The sequence below is a fragment of the Cedecea neteri genome, assembly GCF_000757825.1.
GTDB classification, from domain to species: Bacteria; Pseudomonadota; Gammaproteobacteria; order Enterobacterales; family Enterobacteriaceae; genus Cedecea; species Cedecea selenatireducens.
Map to the genome: position 1 here is coordinate 3,380,907 of NZ_CP009451.1, position 17,289 is coordinate 3,398,195.

Annotated in this window: 17 protein-coding genes and 1 other RNA gene; 11 read left to right on the plus strand and 7 right to left on the minus strand. The window is 56.5% G+C overall.

The window, feature by feature from the left end; all coding sequences use genetic code 11:
* Positions 1-52: 52 nt before the first annotated feature.
* Entirely contained in the window at positions 53-952 is a 900-nt protein-coding gene (argP, locus tag JT31_RS15690; protein WP_008461592.1) for a DNA-binding transcriptional regulator ArgP, read from the minus strand.
* Positions 953-1,140: 188 nt separating this feature from the next.
* Between argP and rpiA the strand changes: the two genes are divergently transcribed.
* Positions 1,141-1,800 carry a ribose-5-phosphate isomerase RpiA gene (gene rpiA, locus JT31_RS15695; RefSeq protein WP_038479093.1) on the plus strand — a complete coding sequence of 220 codons (660 nt, stop codon included), beginning with the start codon at positions 1,141-1,143 and terminating at the stop codon, positions 1,798-1,800.
* Positions 1,801-2,103: 303 nt separating this feature from the next.
* A complete protein-coding gene (gene serA / locus JT31_RS15700) occupies positions 2,104-3,342 on the plus strand; it encodes a phosphoglycerate dehydrogenase (RefSeq protein WP_038479096.1) in 1,239 nt (412 codons plus the stop codon).
* Between the two features lie 38 nt (positions 3,343-3,380).
* On the opposite strand, the gene JT31_RS15705 is transcribed toward serA, so the two are convergent.
* The 3 genes from JT31_RS15705 to zapA form a co-directional block, all read right to left on the minus strand.
* On the minus strand, positions 3,381-3,977 hold the full coding sequence (locus JT31_RS15705; protein WP_052049008.1) for a 5-formyltetrahydrofolate cyclo-ligase: 597 nt from the start codon (positions 3,975-3,977) through the stop codon (positions 3,381-3,383).
* A gap of 20 nt (positions 3,978-3,997) precedes the next feature.
* Positions 3,998-4,181, minus strand: a non-coding RNA gene (ssrS, locus tag JT31_RS23235) — 6S RNA.
* A gap of 41 nt (positions 4,182-4,222) precedes the next feature.
* Entirely contained in the window at positions 4,223-4,552 is a 330-nt protein-coding gene (gene zapA, locus JT31_RS15710) for a cell division protein ZapA (protein WP_038483197.1), read from the minus strand.
* Between the two features lie 168 nt (positions 4,553-4,720).
* Between zapA and JT31_RS15715 the strand changes: the two genes are divergently transcribed.
* From JT31_RS15715 to JT31_RS15750, 8 genes are all read left to right on the plus strand, one after another.
* A complete protein-coding gene (locus JT31_RS15715; RefSeq protein WP_144244050.1) occupies positions 4,721-5,299 on the plus strand; it encodes a YecA family protein in 579 nt (192 codons plus the stop codon).
* Positions 5,300-5,322: 23 nt separating this feature from the next.
* On the plus strand, positions 5,323-6,639 hold the full coding sequence (gene pepP, locus JT31_RS15720) for a Xaa-Pro aminopeptidase (protein WP_038479102.1): 1,317 nt from the start codon (positions 5,323-5,325) through the stop codon (positions 6,637-6,639).
* A complete protein-coding gene (ubiH, locus tag JT31_RS15725; RefSeq protein WP_038479105.1) occupies positions 6,636-7,814 on the plus strand; it encodes a 2-octaprenyl-6-methoxyphenyl hydroxylase in 1,179 nt (392 codons plus the stop codon). The genes pepP and ubiH overlap by 4 nt, the downstream gene beginning before the upstream one ends.
* Positions 7,815-7,826: 12 nt before the next feature.
* Positions 7,827-9,026: an FAD-dependent 2-octaprenylphenol hydroxylase gene (gene ubiI / locus JT31_RS15730; protein ID WP_038479108.1), complete on the plus strand. Its 1,200-nt coding sequence runs from the start codon at positions 7,827-7,829 to the stop codon at positions 9,024-9,026.
* Between the two features lie 437 nt (positions 9,027-9,463).
* Complete coding sequence (gene gcvT / locus JT31_RS15735; protein ID WP_038479111.1) at positions 9,464-10,561, plus strand: glycine cleavage system aminomethyltransferase GcvT; 1,098 nt, start codon at positions 9,464-9,466, stop codon at positions 10,559-10,561.
* Between the two features lie 29 nt (positions 10,562-10,590).
* Complete coding sequence (gene gcvH / locus JT31_RS15740) at positions 10,591-10,980, plus strand: glycine cleavage system protein GcvH (protein ID WP_008461608.1); 390 nt, start codon at positions 10,591-10,593, stop codon at positions 10,978-10,980.
* A 54-nt stretch (positions 10,981-11,034) separates the two neighbouring features.
* The gene (gene gcvP / locus JT31_RS15745; protein ID WP_038479114.1) at positions 11,035-13,908 is read left to right on the plus strand and encodes an aminomethyl-transferring glycine dehydrogenase; all 2,874 of its coding nucleotides are present in this window, start codon (positions 11,035-11,037) and stop codon (positions 13,906-13,908) included.
* A 56-nt stretch (positions 13,909-13,964) separates the two neighbouring features.
* Entirely contained in the window at positions 13,965-14,708 is a 744-nt protein-coding gene (locus tag JT31_RS15750) for an SDR family oxidoreductase (RefSeq protein WP_038479117.1), read from the plus strand.
* 43 nt (positions 14,709-14,751) lie between these two features.
* Here the strand turns inward: JT31_RS15750 and JT31_RS15755 are convergent, their stop codons facing one another.
* From JT31_RS15755 to JT31_RS15765, 3 genes are read right to left on the minus strand one after another with little or no spacing between them, the layout of a single operon-like run.
* Positions 14,752-15,009: a pentapeptide MXKDX repeat protein gene (locus JT31_RS15755; protein WP_038479121.1), complete on the minus strand. Its 258-nt coding sequence runs from the start codon at positions 15,007-15,009 to the stop codon at positions 14,752-14,754.
* A gap of 37 nt (positions 15,010-15,046) precedes the next feature.
* Positions 15,047-15,808 carry a molybdopterin-dependent oxidoreductase gene (locus JT31_RS15760; RefSeq protein WP_038479124.1) on the minus strand — a complete coding sequence of 254 codons (762 nt, stop codon included), beginning with the start codon at positions 15,806-15,808 and terminating at the stop codon, positions 15,047-15,049.
* Between the two features lie 9 nt (positions 15,809-15,817).
* Positions 15,818-16,429: a cytochrome b/b6 domain-containing protein gene (locus tag JT31_RS15765; protein WP_038479127.1), complete on the minus strand. Its 612-nt coding sequence runs from the start codon at positions 16,427-16,429 to the stop codon at positions 15,818-15,820.
* A gap of 145 nt (positions 16,430-16,574) precedes the next feature.
* Here JT31_RS15765 and JT31_RS15770 point away from each other — a divergent pair, with 145 nt between their 5' ends.
* Complete coding sequence (locus JT31_RS15770; RefSeq protein ID WP_038483201.1) at positions 16,575-17,288, plus strand: response regulator transcription factor; 714 nt, start codon at positions 16,575-16,577, stop codon at positions 17,286-17,288.
* Position 17,289: the final 1 nt, after the last annotated feature.

Here is a 17,289-nt window from a genome sequence, read left to right on the forward strand (position 1 = left end):
ATTTGATCTTCACCTTAACCCTCGCCGTTCCAGGCGAGGGTTAATCAAAGCGTTATTCCGTATCCTGCCTCAATACCTTGTGCCCGTACTCCAGCAAAGCATCCGTCACGTTACGCATCATGCGGCTTTCAGGCGCAAAGCGGTGCCAGTAAAGCATGCGTCGCTGCAGCAGGCCCGGCGTCAGGTCGATTAATTCGCCGCTATTCAACTCGCGCTCAATTTGCAGATGCGGGATCATACAGCAGGTTGTGCCCTGGCGAGCCAGCTGCACAAAGGCTTCCGAAGAGTTAACGATATGGCACGGCACGCTGCCCGGCGACAGGTCAAAGTTCTGCTGTAAAAACGCCTGATGCATGTCGTCGAGATGATCGAACGCAACGGCGGGGGCTTTAAGCAGGGCTGAACGCGTGACGCCGTTAGGGAAATAGCGTTCGGCAAAATCTTTCGACCCAACAAACAGGTAGTCCAGCGCGCCCAGGCGATCCACCAGGCAGCTCGGCAGCGGCTGAGGCTGAATGGAAACCGCCCCGACCACTTCACCACGGCGCAGGCGTTCCTGAGTCCGGGTTTCATCTTCAACCTGAAGATTCAGGCGAATAGGCGAGTCGGCTAATACCGGCGCCAGAGCCGGCAGCAGCCAGGTTGCCAGACTGTCGGCGTTGACCGCCAGGGAAAGCAGCAGCGGCGTGGAGCCGGTTTGCTCGTCGCCCAGCCACTCTTCTTCCAGCAGCTCTACCTGGCGTAAAAGCGCCAGCAGTTTTTGGCCCTGCTCGGTAGGACGAGGCGGCACGGTGCGCACCAACAATGGCTGGCCGAACATCGTTTCCAGTTGCTTAATACGTTGTGAGACGGCCGACTGAGTAATGCACAGCTTCTGCGCAGCACGCTCAAATCCTCGTTCACGAATTACCGCATCCAGCGCCTGCAGCGTTCTGTAGTCCGGGCGTTTCATTGTTGTTCATTTGCTCCTGATTTCGTCGGGCAATCACTATGACATAAATTTGCCGTTGATTCAGACCAAATCGGCGAGCGGTGATTTCGTTCGAACGTGATGACGTTGGCATTGCGGCAAAGCCGGGGACATTTTTCCGATGCATGCTCTATAATGCGCGTCAGTTTCCACATCACAGGCATAAAATTATGACGCAGGATGAACTGAAAAAAGCAGTCGGATGGGCAGCACTCCAGTACGTGCAGCCGGGCACCATTGTGGGCGTGGGCACGGGCTCAACTGCCGCACACTTTATTGATGCTTTGGGCACCATCAAGCACCAGATTGAAGGCGCTGTTTCCAGCTCCGACGCTTCCACCGCGAAACTGAAAAGCCTTGGGATTACCGTTTTCGATCTCAATGAGGTGGACTCATTAGGCGTTTATGTTGACGGTGCCGATGAGATTAACAACCAGATGCAGATGATCAAAGGCGGCGGCGCGGCCCTGACCCGCGAGAAAATCATCGCTTCGGTAGCAGAGAAGTTTGTCTGCATCGCGGACTCGTCCAAGCAGGTCGATATTCTTGGTAACTTCCCGCTGCCGGTTGAGGTTATCCCGATGGCGCGCAGCGCCGTAGCGCGTGAGCTGGTGAAGCTGGGCGGCCGCCCGGAATATCGCCAGGGCGTGGTAACGGACAACGGTAACATCATTCTGGATGTGCATGGTCTAAGCATCATGGAGCCGATGAAGCTGGAAAATACCATCAACGGTATGCCTGGCGTGGTGACCGTGGGTCTGTTTGCGAACCGCGGCGCGGATGTGGCGCTGATCGGCACCGCAGACGGCGTGAAAACCATCGTGAAATGATCTGACCGGGGCGCATCCCGCGCCCCAAAAATCCGTATAAAAAATGACAAATTATTTTAACGGCATATTTGGTGACATATATCACATTTTGGTAACAGTCCTGTGATTCATTCCTGGTTCTTCCTCCCTCCCAGCATTTTATTCTGACACCTGCCGCCTTATTCCCTCCTGACGAGACGGGGACGCAATCGTTCATATTGCCCCAAACGTAGATTTTGATATTTTGACAGAAGGGTAACTTATAGGCGGTGGCGCATCACCGCCCAGAAACGAACACAACAGCACAGAAATAGGGTCGGGGAAATGGCAAAAGTATCACTGGATAAAGACAGAATTAAATTCCTGCTTGTCGAAGGCGTGCACCAAAAAGCGGTGGATAATCTTCGCGCGGCGGGATACACCAACATTGAGTTTCATAAAGGCGCGCTGGATTCCGAAGCGCTCAAAGAGTCGATCCGTGATGCTCACTTCATTGGCCTGCGTTCCCGCACCCATTTGACCGAAGAGATCTTTGCCGCAGCCGAGAAGCTGGTGGCGGTGGGCTGTTTCTGCATTGGGACAAACCAGGTTGACCTGGACGCCGCCGCGAAGCGTGGGGTTCCGGTGTTCAACGCCCCGTTCTCTAACACCCGTTCCGTTGCTGAGCTGGTCATTGGCGAACTGCTGTTGCTGCTGCGCGGTATTCCAGAGGCTAACGCCAAAGCGCACCGTGGCGTGTGGAACAAGCTGGCCGTGGGTTCTTACGAGGCTCGTGGTAAAAAGCTGGGCATTATCGGTTACGGCCACATCGGCACGCAGCTGGGGATCCTGGCTGAATCTTTGGGAATGCACGTTTACTTCTACGACATCGAGAACAAGCTGCCGCTGGGTAACGCCACTCAGGTTCAGCATCTTTCCGACCTGCTGAATATGAGCGATGTGGTGAGTCTCCACGTGCCTGAAAACGCCTCGACCAAAAACATGATTGGCACTAACGAACTGGCGCTGATGAAGCCGGGTTCGCTGCTGATCAACGCTTCTCGCGGCACGGTGGTGGATATTCCTGCTCTGTGCGGCGCGCTGTCCAGCAAACACCTGTCCGGTGCGGCCATCGACGTCTTCCCGACCGAACCTGCGACTAACAGCGATCCGTTTAACTCACCTCTGTGCGAGTTCGACAACGTTATCCTGACGCCACACATCGGCGGCTCGACTCAGGAAGCGCAGGAAAACATTGGCCTGGAAGTGGCGGGCAAGCTGGCGAAATACTCTGATAACGGCTCTACGCTGTCTGCGGTTAACTTCCCTGAAGTTTCTCTGCCGCTGCACGGGGGTACAACCAGCCGTCTGCTGCATATTCATGAGAACCGTCCGGGGATCCTGACCGCGCTTAACCAGATCTTTGCCGAGCAGGGCATCAACATTGCCGCTCAGTTCCTGCAGACTACGCCGCACATGGGCTACGTCGTGATTGATATTGATGCGCCGGAAGATGTTGCGGAGAAAGCGCTGAAATCAATGAAAGCAATTCCGGGCACCATCCGCGCCCGCCTGCTGTACTGATAGACGAGGCTGCCTCTTTCTCTGATGGGGAAGGGGCATTACCACTGCCAGAGGCGCGACGGTGTGACTACGGCTGGTAAAGGGATATCCCACTGCTCGACTGGCAATGCATCCACCTGCTGGCAATCGTGAGCCAGGCCAACCGGGTAAAGGCCGTGCTGGTGCCAATTCTGTAGCGTTCTGTCGTAAAACCCGCCGCCCATCCCCAAACGCTGTCCGGTTTCATCAAAGGCAACCAGAGGCGTAACCAGCACGTCCAGCCTGTTCAGCGGCAACACGTCGCGAACATCCAGCTTAGGTTCAAGAATTTTCAGGCGATTTATCACCAGATTGCTTTGCGGCGTGTAGCGCAAAAACAGCAGGTTACCGGCGCTGAAAGGGTGAAGAACCGGAAGGTAAACCTCTTTTCCCGCCTGCCACAGTGCTTCAATCAGCGGCGTGGTATCAAGCTCGCCGTCGAAGGAAAGAAATAGCGCCACGGTTTTCGCGCGAAGAACCGGCTCAAACGCCAGCATGCGTTCAGCGGCCTGTAGGGCAAAAGTTTGTTGTTCAGCGGGAGTGAGTGACCGACGTCGCTGCCGGATTGTCTGGCGAATGTTCTGACGAAGCGTTGAGGTTAACGGGATATGCGTCATGATGTCTGGGTAGTAAAGAGGGAATCTCCGAGATGCCGCCGCAGGCTGTAACCCTTGAACCCTTGGTTCAAGGTGAGTGTGTCGTCATGGTTTTCAGGCTTCTCGGACGGACCGAGCATGCTCACCAACCGCGGAGCGCCACACTCTTGTGGTATGAAATATCGGCTCAGGGGACTGGCCCGCTTGCAAACATCTCAGAGAAATTTTGTCTTCGAAGTTACTCTACCATAGTCAACTGCGAAGTGTTATTCAAACTTTGGACCCTGTCGGTCTGCGATGCGACCCTGCTCAAGCAATGCTTGTTCGATGGTCTGCTGTAGCATCCGAATACGCTCTTCCATGTTGGCGGCGTAGTCACGGGTTTTCGACTTTTCCTGAGTCAGCTCGTAGCAAATGTTCAGTGCTGCGATAAAGACCAGCTGCTCGGTATTTGTGACTCTAGTGCGAACTTTTAAATCTTGCAACCGCTGATTCAGCTCTTCCGCAGCCTGATTCAGCGCATCCTGTTGTTCAGGCGGACAATTCACGCGCAATGAACGACCGAAAATTTGAATATCGACTGGTTGTGCAGACATGCTACCTTCCTGCTGTTTACTCGCCTGCCTTAACGCTACCGGCCCCGGTAGCGGAAGGGGCGCCACTATAGCTATCCCGATATCAAGATACAAGCCCTTTTCTGGTATCTGCGGGGGTCCTGGTGGTAGCATAACACACACTATTCCTGCCAACGATGACGAATGCGCATGTCAATACAGAACGCAATGCCTGACTACGACTTAGTCGGTCAACTTTTGAACCAACAGGGTGTGGGCCTGACGCCTGCAGAAATGCACGGCTTAATCAGCGGCATGCTGTGCGGCGGTAACAACGATACTAGCTGGCAAACGCTGCTGCATGACCTGACTAACGAAGGCCTCGCCTTTAGCCAGAATCTGGCGGACCCGTTGCGTAATATGCACGGTGCCATTGGCGACGCGCTGGAAGACGAAGGCTTCCTGTTCCAGCTTTACCTGCCGGATGGGGATGATGTCTCCGTCTTCGATCGTGCCGATGCGCTTTCCGGCTGGGTAAACCACTTCCTGTTGGGCCTCGGCGTGATGCAGAGCAAGCTGGATAAAGTCACCGGCGAAACCGGCGAAGCGATTGACGATCTGCGTAATATTGCCCAGTTGGGCTATGACGAGGACGAAGATCAGGAAGAGCTGGAAATGTCCCTCGAAGAGATTATTGAGTATGTACGTGTTGCTGCACTGCTGTGCCACGACACCTTTACTCATGCGGCACCGACCGCACCAGAGGTACGCAAGCCAACGCTCCACTAACGATAAAAATGTCAGGAGGTGTGATGAATCAGCAGGAATTTCTCCGTCGCCGTCAGGCGTTACTGGCTAAAATGGCCCCCGGCAGCGCTGCGCTTATCTTTACCGCGCCCGAAGTTATCCGTAATGCGGATAGCGAGTATGCCTATCGGCAGAGCAGCGATTTTTGGTACTTCACCGGTTTTAACGAGCCGGAAGCGGTGCTGGTGCTCATTAAAAGTGACACATCACATAACCACAGCGTGCTGTTTAACCGCGTGCGGGATAAAAGCGCTGAGATCTGGTCTGGTCGTCGACTTGGCCAGGAAGCTGCACCGCAGAAGCTGGGTGTGGATCGCGCGCTGGCCTTTACGGAAATCGACGAACAGCTACACCTCCTGTTAAACGGTCTGGACGTGGTTTACCACGCACAGGGCGAGTACGAATACGCAGACAGCATCGTGTTTGCCGCGCTGGATAAGCTACGTCGCGGTTCGCGTCAAAACCTGGCCGCGCCAGCAACGCTGACGGACTGGCGCCCGACGGTGCACGAACTGCGCCTCTTCAAATCAGAAGAGGAAATTGCAGTTATGCGCCGCGCCGGGGAAATCACCGCGCTGGCGCATACTCGTGCCATGCAGGCCTGCCGTCCGGGAATGTTTGAATATCAGCTCGAAGGGGAAATTCATCACGAATTTACTCGCCACGGCGCGCGTTATCCTTCGTACACCACCATCGTCGGCGGCGGTGAAAACGGCTGTATTCTGCATTACACCGAAAACGAAAGTGAGCTGCGCGACGGCGATCTGGTGCTGATTGACGCCGGATGTGAATACCAAAGCTATGCCGGAGACATCACGCGTACCTTCCCGGTCAATGGGAAGTTCAGCCCGGCACAGCGTGAGATTTACGACATTGTCCTGGAATCCCTCGAAACTTCGCTAAAACTCTACCGTCCAGGCACCTCCATGCAGGAAGTGACGGCGGAAGTCGTACGCATCATGGTTAAAGGGCTGGTGAAACTGGGCATTCTCAAAGGCGATGTCGATCAGCTTATTGCCAGCAATGCTCACCGCGCCTTCTTTATGCATGGCCTGAGCCACTGGCTGGGGCTCGACGTTCATGACGTTGGCTCTTACGGCCAGGACAAGTCGCGCGTGCTCGAGCCGGGCATGGTTATTACCGTTGAGCCGGGGCTTTATATCGCGCCGGATGCGGACGTGCCTGCGCAGTACCGTGGCATTGGCATCCGCATTGAGGACGATATCGTTATCACCAAAGACGGCAATGAAAATCTGACCGCCAGCGTGGTGAAATCGGCAGACGATATCGAAGCGCTGATGGCTGCGGCGCGTCAGCAATGAGCGTAATCATTGTTGGCGGCGGGATGGCCGGGGCGACGCTTGCGCTGGCTATCTCAACGTTCACTCGCGGCAAGCTACCGGTTAGCCTGATTGAAGCCGTAGCGCCGGATTCCACCGCGCATCCGGGGTTTGATGCTCGCGCAATTGCGTTAGCAAAAGGCACCTGCCAACAGCTTGACCGCATTGGTATCTGGCCTGCTATTGCCGACTGTTCAACGGCGATTAAAACCGTGCACGTTAGCGATCGGGGCCACGCCGGGTTTGTCACGCTTGAAGCGGAAGATTATCAGATTGATGCGCTCGGGCATGTGGTGGAGCTGCATGACATCGGGCTGCGCCTGTTTGGCCTGCTGCGTAAGGCGCCGGGCGTAACGCTGCATTGTCCACAACGTGTGGCGTCTTTCTCCCGGAATGAACATCGCGTAAACGTTGTGCTGGATAATGGCGTCGAGCTGCAGGGTAACGTGCTGGTCGCGGCGGATGGCACTCGCTCTAAGCTTGCCGCGCAGTGCGGCGTGACCTGGCAGCCGCAAAGCTATCATCAGGTTGCAGTCATCGCCAACGTCACCACCTCCGAGCCCCATAATGGGCGGGCGTTTGAGCGCTTTACCGAGCACGGGCCGATTGCCATGCTGCCGATGTCTGACGGGCGCTGTTCGCTGGTGTGGTGCCACGCGCTGGAGGCTCGTGCAGAAGTTGAAAGCTGGAGCGAAGCCGAGTTTTGCCAGCAGCTGCAGCGTGCCTTTGGCTGGCGGCTCGGGAAAATTACCCATGCGGGCGTGCGCCATCACTATCCGCTGGCGCTGACGACGGCCTCGCAGACAGTTTCTCATCGCCTGGCGCTGGTCGGTAATGCCGCGCAAACGCTGCATCCAATAGCCGGTCAGGGCTTTAACCTCGGCCTGCGTGACGTCATGTCTTTGGCCGAAGGATTAGCACAGGCGCACGCCACAGGCACCGATGTTGGCAGCTTCCCGGTGCTTGCGGCCTGGCAGCAGCGTCGTGCCGCAGATAAAGCCGCGACCATTGGCGTTACCGACGGGCTGGTTCAGCTGTTTGCTAACCGCTGGGCACCGCTGGTGGCGGGCCGTAATCTTGGCCTGATGGCGATGGAACATTTTACCCCGGCACGAGACGTGCTGGCTCAGCGCACCCTGGGTTGGGTGGCGCGTTAAAGGAGAGTCAATTTGCAAAGCGTAGATGTGGCGATTGTCGGCGGCGGCATGGTGGGGCTGGCGGTAGCCTGTGGGCTCCAGGGCAGCGGCCTGCGCGTTGCGGTCATTGAAAGCCACCTTCCTCAGCCGCTTGCGCCTGATGCCGCGCCTGAACTGCGTGTTTCGGCGATCAATGCGGCCAGTGAAAAACTGCTGACGCACCTTGGCGTGTGGCCAAAAATTAGCGAGCGGGCCAGCTGCTATCACGGGATGGAAGTCTGGGAGCGAGACAGCTTCGGGCAAATCGCCTTTGACGACAAGAGCTTTGGTTTCAGCCATCTTGGGCACATCATTGAAAACTCGGTGATCCACCAGGCGCTTTGGCAGCGGGCGGAGCAATGCAGCGATATCACCCTGATGGCACCGGCGGAAATTAACCAGGTCGCCTGGGGCGAAAACGAAGCGTTTCTGACCCTCAAAGACGGCGCGATGCTGACCGCACGGCTGGTCGTCGGCGCTGATGGTGCCAACTCCTGGCTGCGCGATAAAGCAGACATTCCGCTGACGTTCTGGGACTACAATCACCACGCGCTGGTGGCAACGATTCGCACCGCCGAACCGCATCAGGCTGTCGCCAGGCAGGCGTTTCACGGAGAAGGTATTCTGGCGTTTCTGCCGCTCTCTGATCCGCATCTATGCTCGATTGTCTGGTCGCTGCCGCCGGAAGAAGCGGCGCGTATGCAGCAGGTGGACGATGAAGCCTTTAATCAGGCGCTTTCCGTAGCCTTTAATATGCGCCTCGGGCTGTGCACCGTGGAAAGCGAGCGCCGCGTCTTCCCGCTGACGGGGCGTTATGCCCGCAGCTTTGCCGGTCATCGCCTGGCGCTGGTGGGCGATGCCGCCCATACCATTCATCCGCTGGCCGGGCAGGGCGTCAACCTGGGCTTTATGGATGCCGCAGAATTGATTGCCGAAATCCGTCGCCTGAATCTTGAGGGCAAAGACTTCGGGCAGCATCTTTATCTGCGCCGCTATGAACGCAGCCGCAAGCACAGTGCGGCGGTCATGCTTGCCAGCATGCAGGGGTTCCGCGACCTGTTTGCCGGCAGCAACCCGGCGAAAAAGCTGCTGCGGGATATCGGCCTGAAGCTGGCCGACACGCTGCCGGGCGTGAAGCCCCAGCTGATCCGTCAGGCTATGGGGCTGCAAGATCTGCCGTCGTGGCTACGTTGAATCTCTAAGTGATAACCCCGTCACATTTCCCTTCCCGATGACCGGGAAGGGCACCTTCGCCCTCGTTTGAAATATTCTAATCTCAGGACAAATCTCGGATTACATTTTCTAATCTTACAATTTTAGCGATGTAGTTAATTTGTTTCTGAAATGGTCGTAAATGTTAGCTAGTGCTAAATTCGACATTAAATACCTGCTGTTAATGTGGGGTGTATCGCATTTTTTCAGTGAATTACTCTGCACACTTCCTCTCCCATTTTGGTCATAAGCTAATGCAATGACCGTTTTTCGCTTATGGTTTACGCCCCCGTTCGGTGGTAAGTTCAGGTCAAAGGTAACGTTTGCGTCGCTATCGGGGAACGGTGGCGGTGCCGGGTTTCGTCTGACGGTTGGCAAAGCCAAATCCGCTTTGCAACCAGATGGTTAAAGAGGAAAAGATGACTCAACAGACCCCCTTATTTGAACAGCACACGCTTTGTGGCGCCCGCATGGTTGATTTCCACGGCTGGATGATGCCGCTGCACTACGGCTCACAAATTGATGAACACCACGCGGTACGCACCGACGCCGGTATGTTCGACGTTTCCCACATGACCATCGTCGACCTGCAGGGCAGCCGTACCCGCGAATTCCTGCGTTATTTGGTCGCCAATGACGTCGCCAAACTGACTCAGCCAGGTAAAGCGCTTTACACCGCCATGCTTAATGCTTCCGGCGGCGTAATTGATGACCTGATTATCTACTTCTTCACCGAAGACAGCTTCCGCCTCGTTGTTAACTCCGCCACCCGTGAAAAAGACCTTGCCTGGATTAACCAGCATGCCGAAACGTATGGCGTGTCCGTCACCGTGCGCGATGACCTGTCGCTGATTGCCGTTCAGGGCCCGAACGCGAAGGCTAAAGCCGCCACGCTGTTTAGCGAAGAACAACGTAAAGCCGTTGAAGGCATGAAGCCGTTCTTTGGCGTGCAGTCCGGCGATTTGTTCATCGCCACGACCGGCTACACCGGCGAAGCGGGCTATGAAATTGCGATGCCTAACGAAAAGGCCGCAGAGTTCTGGGCGCAGCTGGTTGAAGCCGGCGTTAAGCCTTGCGGGCTGGGCGCTCGCGACACGCTGCGGCTTGAAGCGGGTATGAACCTCTACGGCCAGGATATGGACGAAGGTGTTTCTCCGCTGGCTGCCAATATGGGCTGGACTATCGCCTGGCAGCCGGAAGATCGTGATTTCATCGGCCGTGAAGCGCTGGAAGCGCAGCGCGCCAGCGGCACTGAGCAGCTGGTTGGCTTGATCATGACCGAAAAAGGCGTATTACGTAATGAGCTGCCGGTACGGTTTACCGACGCGCAGGGCAATATCCATGAAGGGGCGATCACCAGCGGCACCTTCTCGCCTACGCTCGGTTATAGCATTGCGCTGGCCCGCGTACCGGCCGGCATCGGTGAAACGGCGATTGTGCAGATCCGCAACCGCGAAATGCCGGTCAAAGTCACCAAACCTATTTTTGTTCGCGCCGGTAAGCCGGTTGCGCTTTAAATTTTGAAATCAGGTATCAGGAGAAAACAATGAGCAATGTGCCGAACGAACTGAAATACAGCAAAGAGCACGAATGGCTGCGTAAAGAAGCTGACGGCAGCTACACCGTGGGCATCACCGAACACGCGCAGGAACTGCTGGGCGACATGGTGTTTGTGGACCTGCCTGAAGTGGGTGCCACCGTTTCTGCCGGCGATGATTGTGCCGTTGCCGAATCCGTGAAAGCGGCTTCTGACATCTACGCCCCAATCAGCGGTGAAATCGTCGCGGTTAACGACGCGCTGAGCGACAGCCCGGAACTGGTCAACAGCGAGCCTTACGGCGAAGGCTGGATCTTCAAAATTAAAGCCAGCGACGAAGCACAGGTTGCCGCGCTGCTGGATGCTTCTGCCTATGAAGCGCTGTTAGAAGACGAGTAATTTTTAAACCCCTCTCCCCAGCGAGAGGGGAAAACATTTCAGGAATCACCGCTCATGACCCAGTCTTTACGTCAGTTAGAGAATCACGAAGCGTTTATCGACCGTCACATTGGCCCGAACGCGCAGCAGCAGCAAGAAATGCTGGACACCGTCGGGGCGAAGACGCTCAACGACCTGATCACCAGCATCGTTCCGCAGGACATTCAGCTTGCCGAGCCGCCTCAGATTGGCGCCGCTGCGACCGAATTTGCCGCGCTGGCTGAATTAAAAGCCATCGCCAGCCGCAATAAACGCTTCAAAACTTACATTGGCATGGGTTACACCGCGGTACAAACGCCGCCGGTGATTCTGCGTAACATGCTGGAAAACCCGGGCTGGTACACCGCCTACACGCCTTATCAGCCGGAAGTTTCTCAGGGCCGTCTTGAAGCGCTGCTGAACTTCCAGCAGGTCACGCTTGACCTGACCGGCATGGACATCGCTTCTGCTTCGCTGCTTGATGAAGCCACCGCGGCGGCAGAAGCTATGGCGATGGCCAAACGCGTCAGCAAGCTGAAAAACGCTAACCGCTTCTTCGTGGCATCTGACGTTCACCCGCAAACGCTGGACGTTGTGCGCACCCGTGCGGAAACCTTCGGTTTTGACGTCATTGTTGATGACGCAGCGAAAGTGCTGGATCACCAGGATGTGTTTGGCGTGCTCCTGCAGCAGGTTGGCACTACCGGTGAAGTGCATGATTACACCGCGCTGATTGCCGAGCTGAAACAGCGCAAAGTGGTCGTGAGCGTTGCCGCAGACTTTATGTCGCTGGTCATGCTGACCGCACCGGGCAAACAAAGCGCGGACATCGTGTTCGGTTCCGCACAGCGCTTTGGCGTACCGATGGGTTACGGCGGCCCGCACGCGGCGTTCTTCGGCGCACGTGACGAATTTAAGCGTTCCATGCCTGGCCGTATTATCGGCGTCTCCCGCGATGCCGCCGGCCGCACCGCACTGCGCATGGCGATGCAAACCCGTGAGCAGCATATCCGCCGCGAGAAAGCGAACTCCAATATCTGTACTTCTCAGGTTCTGCTGGCGAACATTGCCAGCCTGTATGCGGTCTTCCACGGCCCGGCCGGGCTGAAGCGCATTGCAGGCCGCATTCACCGCCTGACCGACATTCTGGCCGCTGGCCTGCAGCAGAAAGGCCTGGTCCTGCGCCACAAGCACTGGTTCGACACCCTTTGTGTTGAAGTTGCCGATAAAGCCGCCGTGCTGGCGCGTGCCGAAGCGCGTGAAATCAACCTGCGCAGCGACATCCTGAACGCGGTGGGCATCACCCTTGATGAAGCCACCACCCGTGAAGACGTTGTGGCCCTGTTCGACGTGCTGCTGGGCGATGCTCACGGCCTGGACATCGACAAGCTGGATCGCGACGTTGCCAACGACAGCAAATCCATTCCAGCGCCGATGCTGCGCGACGACGAAATTCTGACTCACCCGGTCTTTAACCGTTATCACAGCGAAACCGAGATGATGCGCTACATGCACTCTCTGGAACGCAAAGACCTGGCGCTCAACCAGGCGATGATCCCGCTCGGTTCCTGCACCATGAAGCTGAACGCCGCCGCCGAAATGATCCCGATCACCTGGCCGGAATTTGCTGAACTGCATCCGTTCTGCCCGGCAAACCAGGCTGAAGGTTATCATCAGATGATTGCCCAGCTGTCCGACTGGCTGGTGAAGCTGACCGGTTATGACGCGCTTTGCATGCAGCCGAACTCCGGCGCGCAGGGCGAATATGCAGGCCTGCTGGCTATCCGCCGCTACCACGAAAGCCGCAACGAAGGCAGTCGTAATATCTGCCTGATCCCAAGCTCCGCGCACGGTACCAACCCGGCCTCCGCGCAGATGGCGGGCATGGAAGTGATCGTTGTGGCCTGTGATAAACAAGGCAACATCGATCTGCAGGATCTGCGTGCTAAAGCCGAACAGGCTGGCGAAGCGCTCTCCTGCATCATGGTGACCTACCCGTCGACCCACGGCGTGTATGAAGAAACCATCCGCGAAGTTTGCCAGATTGTTCACCAGTTCGGCGGCCAGGTGTACCTGGACGGGGCGAACATGAATGCCCAGGTCGGGATCACCACGCCGGGCTACATTGGCGCAGATGTTTCGCACCTCAACCTGCACAAAACCTTCTGTATTCCACACGGCGGTGGCGGCCCGGGCATGGGCCCAATCGGCGTGAAAGCACATCTGGCTCCGTTTGTGCCGGGCCACAGCGTGGTGCAGATTGAAGAGATGCTGACCCAGCAGGGCGCGGTTTCCGCGGCTCCGTTCGGCAGTGCCTCTATCCTGCCAATCAGCTGGATGTACATCCGCATGATGGGCGCGGATGGCCTGAAGAAAGCCAGCTCCGTGGCGATTCTGAACGCCAACTACATCGCGACTCGCCTCAAGTCCGCTTACCCGGTGCTGTACACCGGCGCGAACGGCCGCGTGGCTCACGAATGTATTCTGGATATTCGTCCGCTGAAAGAAGAAACCGGTATCAGCGAGCTGGACATCGCCAAGCGCCTGATCGACTTCGGCTTCCATGCGCCAACCATGTCGTTCCCGGTGGCGGGCACGCTGATGGTTGAGCCGACCGAATCCGAAGGTAAAGTGGAGCTGGACCGCTTCATCGAAGCCATGCTCTCTATCCGCAGCGAAATTGACCGCGTGGTAGCCGGCGAATGGACGCTGGAAGACAACCCGCTGGTGAACGCGCCGCACACTCAGGACGAAATCGTTGCCGAGTGGGCGCATCCGTACACCCGCGAGCTGGCTGTGTTCCCGGCAGGCCACGGCAACAAATACTGGCCAACCGTGAAGCGCCTCGATGACGTTTACGGCGACCGTAACCTGTTCTGCTCCTGCGTGCCGATGAGCGAGTACGAATAGTTTTAACAACTTGATGACGGGCACTTCGGTGCCCTTTCTTGTTTCTGGAGAGTCGCATGAAGATAGCTCTGGTCACCGGCGGCAGCCGGGGAATCGGCAAAGCCACCTCGCTTTTACTGGCCCGGCATGGCTATAAAGTTGTGGTTAACTACCTTCGCAATAAGCAGGCTGCGGATGAAGTGGTGAGTACGATTGTCGCCAGCGGCGGCGAAGCGCTGGCGCTGCGGGCGGATATCGCCGATGAGCTTCAGGTGATGGCGATGTTTGCTGAAATCGATAACGCGTTTGGGCCGGTGACCGCGCTGGTGAACAATGCCGGGATCCTGTTTCAACAATCGACGATTGAAAATCTGACGGCGGAGCGTATTAACCGCGTGCTGACGACTAACGTTACCGGATATTTTCTCTGCTGCCGGGAAGCGGTGAAACGCATGGCATACCGACACGGCGGGGAAGGCGGGGCGATTGTTAACGTTTCCTCTGCGGCATCCCGGTTAGGGGCCGCGGGAGAATATGTGGACTATGCGGCGTCAAAAGGCGCGGTCGATACTTTGACCACCGGGCTGGCGGTTGAAGTTGCCGCGCAGGGCATCCGCGTGAACGGCGTGCGGCCTGGCTTTATTTATACCGAAATGCATGCCTCCGGCGGAGAAGCGGGGCGAGTCGATCGGGTGAAAACGGCATTGCCGATGCAGCGCGGCGGCCAGCCGGAAGAAATAGCAGAAACCATTGTTTGGCTGCTGAGCGAGAAGGCTTCTTACGTGACCGGTACGTTTATTGATGCGGCAGGTGGGAAATAAGATCGCTACGCCAGAAGAGGGTGAGACTGGCGTAGCGTAAGGCTTATTGCTTGCTCATGCTGTCTTTAGCCATACCGTCTTTGCCCATATGGTCTTTGCTCATGCCGTCTTTCTTCATCCCATCTTTGGACATGCAGTCTTTCTTCATGCCGTCCTTGTTCATGCCGTCTTTACAGGTATGGGTCATTTTGCCCATGCCGTCTTTGGCCATAGAATCTTTGCTCATCGAGTCGGCCGCGTTGGCACCGGCAATCCCGAACAGCATGGTGGAGCACAGCAGGGCAGCGTAGATCTTTTTCATTTTTTGATTCCTTACGTTCACAGTGAGATACAGAGAATTAACTACCGCCGAACCAGTTATAGCCCTGGTCTTCCCAGTAGCCGCCGGGGTAGCGATTAGTGACTTCAATAACCTGAATATGTTTCGGGTTCTTGTAGCCGAGTTTGGTTGGGATGCGCAGTTTCATCGGGTAGCCGTATTTGCGCGGCAGGACTTTGCCATCCCAGGTTAAAGCAATCAGCGTTTGCGGGTGCAGCGCAGTAGCCATATCGATGCTGGTGTAGTAGTCATCCGCACATTTAAAGCTGACGTATTTAGCCCGCAGATCCGCGCCAATACCTTTCAGGAACAGGGCAAAGGGCACGCCGCCCCACTTGCCGATGGCGCTCCAGCCTTCAACGCAGATGTGGCGAGTCACCTGGCTCACCTGCGCCATCTGGTGAAGCTGCGCCAGGGTCCAGGGGCGCTTGTCGGTAATCAGCCCGGCAAGCTCAAGGCGATAGCTGTCGCCGTTGATATCCGGCGCTTCATCCTCGCCGTAGAAAGCGTTAAACGGGAAGTTAAGGTCGATCATGCTTTCCGGGTAAACCGGTGCCAGCTGGCTGCCGTTAAACAGCCAGGCCTGAATGCGGTCGTTAAAACGTGAAATCTTGCCGAGCGAGCTTTCAATCGTGGCGTTATCGCTGATATCGCAGCCGGTTAGCATCGCGATGCCGCCGAGCGTTAAGCCCTGCTTTAAAAAACGACGGCGGCCTTCCTGGGTGAGCTGCTTATTAATCAGCTGTGTCGCTTCTTTAATGATCTCGTTTTTATCGCTCATGTTTCTTCCTCAACGGCCACGGAGCATGGCGAGCAACGTGCGGGGTACCAGCGCCACCATCAGTAGATGAACCACCACGAAACCGATCATCGCGGACATGGCATAAAAGTGGATAAACCTCGCCGTGTCGTAGCCGCCAAGCAATTCTCGCAGCAGGGCAAACTGCACGGATTTCCACACGACAAGGCCGGAAACAACCAGCAGCAGGCTGTCGGCGATAACGAACAGATAGGCCGCCTTTTGCACCATGTTGTAATGGCTGAGGTCGGCGTGGGCTAATTTCCCCCGCAGCGCCGCAAAGGCATCCTGGAAGAATTCACGAGGTGAAAGAGGCCAGTATTTCTGCCTGAAGCGGCCGCTGAAGAGATTGCACAGCAGGTAAATCATGCCGTTGACCGCAAACAGCCACATCCCGGCGAAGTGCCACTGCAGCGCGCCGCCCAGCCAGCCGCCGAGGGTAAGTTCATTGGCAAACTGAAAATTAAACAGCGGAGAGGCGTTATAAATGCGCCAGCCGCTGGTGACCATAATCAGCATCGCCAGCGCATTCAGCCAGTGGCAGAGCCTCAGCCATAAAGGGTGAATGAGCGGTGGGGCGGTATGCAGCGTTGAGCTTTCCATCGTCCGGCTTCCTCGTGATTCGATGCAGCGAGTATTGGCCGGATTTGTTCCCGATTGCCTCACGCAAAGTTAAATTAAATGTGACAACTTAACCGACGCGAGTTGTGTAAACTTTGGCTATGCCAGGCGTGTGGGGACGGACAAAGTGAATCAGGCAAAAAAAATCTTAATCGTGGAAGACGACGAGAATATCGCCGAGCTTTTGCAACTGCATCTGCGGGAAGAAGGCTTTGAAATCGTTCATGCCGCCGACGGCAATGTCGGGCTGGAAAAGCTGAGACAGGGCGGCTGGGATGCACTAATCCTCGATTTGATGCTGCCCGGCGTCGATGGCCTCGAGATTTGCCGTTTTGCCAGAAGCATGACGCGCTACACGCCGATTATCATGATCAGCGCCCGCTCCAGCGAAACGCACCGCGTGCTTGGGCTTGAGCTGGGCGCGGACGATTATTTGGCAAAACCGTTTTCAATGCTTGAGCTGGTGGCCCGCGTGAAGGCGCTGTTCCGCCGCCAGGAGGCCATGAGCCAGAACCTTAAGATAGATGCCGGGACTTTGACCTTTGGCCCGCTTTCTATTGACCCTCTGGCCAGAGACGTTCGCCTTAACCAACTGCCGGTGGAGCTAACTCCGCGTGAGTTCGACCTGCTCTATTTCTTCGCCCGCAATCCGGACAAAGTGTTTTCGCGGCTGAATCTGCTCAACCAGGTCTGGGGCTATCAGCACGAAGGCTACGAGCACACCGTTAACACCCATATCAACCGGCTGCGCATTAAGATTGAAGACAACCCGGCGGAGCCGAATTTCATCCGCACCGTGTGGGGTAAAGGCTACAAATTTACCGCCCTGATACGTGAGTAAC